The 4,173-nt window shown below is 60.2% G+C and carries 3 protein-coding genes; all 3 read right to left on the minus strand.

All coding sequences use genetic code 11. The features are described from left to right. Positions 1-2,051: PSD1 and planctomycete cytochrome C domain-containing protein (locus tag ACH2EH_RS14450; protein ID WP_395142749.1), on the minus strand; the 2,051-nt coding region annotated here is incomplete at its 3' end. After that, a complete protein-coding gene (locus ACH2EH_RS14455) occupies positions 2,048-3,508 on the minus strand; it encodes a PQQ-binding-like beta-propeller repeat protein (protein ID WP_395142750.1) in 1,461 nt (486 codons plus the stop codon). The genes ACH2EH_RS14455 and ACH2EH_RS14450, both read right to left, overlap by 4 nt. Before the next feature lie 51 nt (positions 3,509-3,559). Further along, positions 3,560-4,173: apolipoprotein N-acyltransferase (locus tag ACH2EH_RS14460; RefSeq protein WP_395142751.1), on the minus strand; the 614-nt coding region annotated here is incomplete at its 5' end.

Here is a 4,173-nt window from a genome sequence, read left to right on the forward strand (position 1 = left end):
GCTAAGTGTTTATTCAGAAGCGCAAGCAAGGTCGCTTGCTCCGTGGCATCGGGGTTGCGCTGGAGCGCCTGTTGCCACGCCCAGGTGAGCCGCTGCTCACCGGGTTGCTGGAGAACTTGGGCCGCAAAGGCTCGGGCGGCTTCCACGTAGGTCGGGTCGTTGAGTAAGACCAAGGCTTGTTGGGGGATATTGGAGCGGCTGCGCTCCGCCGTGCACTCCTCGCGGCTGGGGGCATCAAAGGCCAGCATCGCGGGATGCAGAAAACTACGCTGCCACCAGACATAGATCCCCCGCCGGTACTGGCTCTCGCCTTTGTCCGTGGCGTACTTGCGCGTGGGAAAGTTTAAGGTGTCCCAGTAGCCATCGGGCTGGTAGGGTTTCACGCTCGGCCCGCCTATTTTTAGGGAGAGCAGGCCTGAGATCGCGAGCGCATTGTCGCGTACTAGCTCCGCGTCTAAGCGATAGCGGCTCTGACGAGCGACCTCGCGGTTATCGGGGTCGGCAGCTTGCAGGGCTTTGCTGGCGGTCGAGACTTGCTTGTAGGTGTTACTTTTCACCAGCAGACGCACCATGTGCTTGATATCCCAGCCGCTGTCCTGAAACTCGCAGGCGAGCCAGTCCAGTAGAGCGGGGTTGGTGGGCGGCTCGCCTTGTGCTCCAAGATCATCTAAGACACGACTAATCCCACTCCCAAAGAGCTGTTTCCAAAGCCGATTCATCACCGTGCGCGCTGTGAGTGGGTTCTCGCGCGAGACCAACCAGTTGGCGAGATCCAACCTCCCCCCTGGCCCCCCTCCGGCTCCGCGAAGAGGGGGAAGAAAGTTGGGCGTCGCTGCTGTCACTACCTCGCCGCTCTCGTCCATCCAGTTGCCGCGCGGGAGAATCCGCACGGTGCGCTTCTTGTCCGTGCTCACCGAGACCAGGCAGTGAGTGAGCGTGGCTTCGTAGGCTTTCTTCTCCGCGCCTTTGAGCGTCGCGAGCTGCTTCTCTTGCTCGGGCGTGGTGATAACCATGCCAGGCTCGCGGACAGCCACAATGCCCTCTTGAACATCGGCGAAGAAGGCCCCGAGGCGAAAAAAGTCGCGCTGCGTGAGGGGATCGAACTTGTGGTCGTGACAGTTAGCACAGCCCGTGGTCTGCCCGAGCCAGGTGGCTCCCACGGCGCGTACGCGATCCGTTAGGTAGCGCGCCTCGTAGTCTTTAGGTTGTGCGCCGCCCTCTTCCGTCGTCAGAAGCAGCCTATTGAACGCCGATCCAATACGGGTTTCTTGCGTGGCATCGGGCAGTAAGTCGCCCGCGAGCTGCTCCTGAGTGAATCTATCAAAGCGCTTGTTGGTATTAAATGCGCTGATCACATAGTCCCGGTACGGCCAGATATTACGTGGATTGTCGCTGTGGTATCCGATGGTGTCCGCGAAGCGCACCACATCCAGCCAGCCCTGCGCCATCCGCTCGCCGTAGTGGGGGCTTGCCAGCACGCGCTCCACTAATTTCGCATAGGCATCGGGGGCTTTGTCGCTCTCGAACGCATGCACCTGCGCAGGTGTCGGAGGGAGGCCGAGCAGATCCGTGTAGAGGCGGCGGATGAGAGTTCTTCGGCTGGCTGTGGGAGAGAGCTTGAGCCCCTTGCTGGTGAGCCGCTTCTGCATCAGGAAATCAATCTGGCTCTGGCCCGCCGGGATCGCCGCTTTCACGGGCATTTCATACGCCCAGTGCTTCTGGTAGGTCGCCCCTTGTGCCACCCAGCGCTTGAGTGTCTCTTTTTGCGTCGCCGTGAGCGTTTTATGGCTCTCGGCGGGTGGCATCAGTCCCACATCCGGGGCGGCGAAGATGCGTTTCACCAGTGCGCTTTTTGTTGCCGCATTGGGCAGATCCAGCCGCAGGTTCGCCTGCCGTTTTCCCGCATCCGGGCCGTGGCAGTAGAAGCAGTTGTTAGAGAGAATCGGGCGAATATCTCTATTAAACTCCAGCGAAGGGGGAAGTTTTGGGGGCTGAATTGCCGCTGTTGTGAGCGTGGCGGCGAGGACAAGGAGGCTTAGCAGAGTTTTCATTGCAGGCAGATTAGCTCGCGCATGGTGCGGTGGTAGAGTTTCCCATTGACTGCCGTCGGAGTGTTCAGGCTCCAGGTCTGGCCCAGTGTACCCAGGTCGTTGACGGCAAGAATCGCTTTTTCGTCGAGCATCTTGGCCTTTCCATTGACCACGTAGGTCACGCCATTTTGTGTTGTCCAGTAGATCTTACCGTCCACGGCGATTGGGGAGCCGATAAAAATCCAGTGCCAGCCGTCGCGCTTGGAGCGGGCGTCCTGCGCGATATCGCGTCCCGCTGCATTCACGGTCGAGGCGGGCACGGGCTTTTTGTAGCTACCGTCGGGCGCGGTGGGTAGCTCCAGATACTCCACTTTGCCGGTGGTGAGGTTCACGCGGCCCGTGCAGTAGAGCGGGCCGGTGGGGCCCTGACCGTAGGCGGGCTGCGGGTTCGAGAAACACAGAAACCAGCAGTGGCCATTGATCGTGATGTTGGTGAACCAGGCTGGAAAGACTTTCACTTTACGCGCCTTGAGATCCACATCCGTTTCCGTGACATACTTGCTGCCGTCCCAGGTTCGCAATCCGACGTTCTGATCCAGCGCGATCGTGCGTATAATCTTGCCGCGCTTGCTCTCTAGCACCGTCATGGTGGAGTGGTCTTCATCAATCCACACCGCGACTTTTTCGTCCCAGTGCATGTTGTAGAGTGCTTTGCCAGTCAGCTCCGTGCGCCAGATCGTTTTTCCGTCGCGCAGGCTTGTCAGCGAGAGGCCGATGGGCTTCTCTGGAACATCGTGGTGTCCGCCGCGCCCTTGGAGCACGCAGGGAATGCTCCCGAGCTTGCCAAAAACGGGCGTGTTGTAGTGTGTCAGTGCGTCTTCAGCGACCCACAGCACTTTCCCCGTGGCGGCGTCTAGGCCCTTGAGGTAGTTCCACGGGTCGCGCTCACGCTGCGTGTCGCCTAGGTCGCGTGGCTCACAACTGAGAAGCACTCCGTTGTCCAGGATCGGCTCGAACTGCTTATTAAACGGACGGCCCGTGGTTGGTTTCCAGGTGCGCGTCCAGAGTACACGTCCATCGCGCACCGCGCAGCACGCAATAGATCCACTGGAGTTCGTGAACCAGACCGATTTACCATCGGTCACCGGGGTGGGCGACGACGAGTCCGAGAAGCCATAGGCATACGGGCTGGGCTCGCTAGCGGGCAGCTCGACGCTCCAGAGAATCTTGCCGCTATTGGCATCTACGCAGTGCCCGACAATGCTCCTACCCTCTTTGGCCGTGTTGCTTGGCACTTGCACGGCCATCGTGGTGAGAAACAAGCGGTCGCCCCAGACCGCGATCCCACTCTGTCCTGTCTCGGGGAGCGCTGTCTTCCATGCAACTCCCTTGCCGTCCGCCACGCTCCACGCAACAGGTGCCTTACCCGTCGTCTGCCAGTTTCCGTTCGGCCCCGCCGCCTGCGGCCAATTGCTCATACTTGCCCCCTAACCCCCGCCCGGCGGGGGAACCAATTGGAATTTACCAGGTTAACAAGAAGATTGCTTCCCTCTGCGCTTTACCACGCGACCCCCTCCGGCCTCGCGAAGGGGAAAAAGTAATGCAATAAGGCTCCCCGCAGCGCACAGATACGCCACCAGATCGCCGATACGGCTTGCGAGACTACGCTCGGTGAGGGGCGTGATGGCTCCCTTGAGAATGCCTACTTTATCCAATTCTAAGGACTCGCCCTCGCCAATCAGCCCCCCAGGGCGGATGACTGCGGAGACTCCGGTAGCGGCGGCGCGGACAATGTAGCGGCGGTTCTCGACGGCGCGGGTGATCACAATCCCAAGGTGCTGGTAGGGGCCAGCGGTTCTGCCAAACGACGAATCCGAGGTGGGCTGAACGAGAAATTCCGCGCCATTTTGTACCGCCTGACGCGCCACCCACGGAAGAACACTCTCGTAGCAGATGAGAACTCCGACTTTATGCTGCTCTGTGGTTCCTATTCGTGTCGTGGTGGTGAGCGTGAATATCCCCGGCTTATTGCCCGGAACGTGGTTCCAGTCCGGGGTTGCGCCGAAGCGAAAATAGATCGGGCCAAGCACTTCGTAGAGCGGAAAGAACTCCCCGCCGGGCACGAGCACTTGTTTATCGTAGC

Origin of the sequence: Armatimonas sp., from assembly GCF_043760365.1 — a bacterium.
Classification (GTDB): domain Bacteria; phylum Armatimonadota; class Armatimonadia; order Armatimonadales; family Armatimonadaceae; genus Armatimonas.

Excerpts from the sequence above, each read along its gene's own strand:
- ACH2EH_RS14455 (WP_395142750.1), bottom strand. The coding sequence starts at position 3,508 with ATGAGCAATTGGCCGCAGGCGGCGGGGCCGAACGGAAACTGGCAGACG.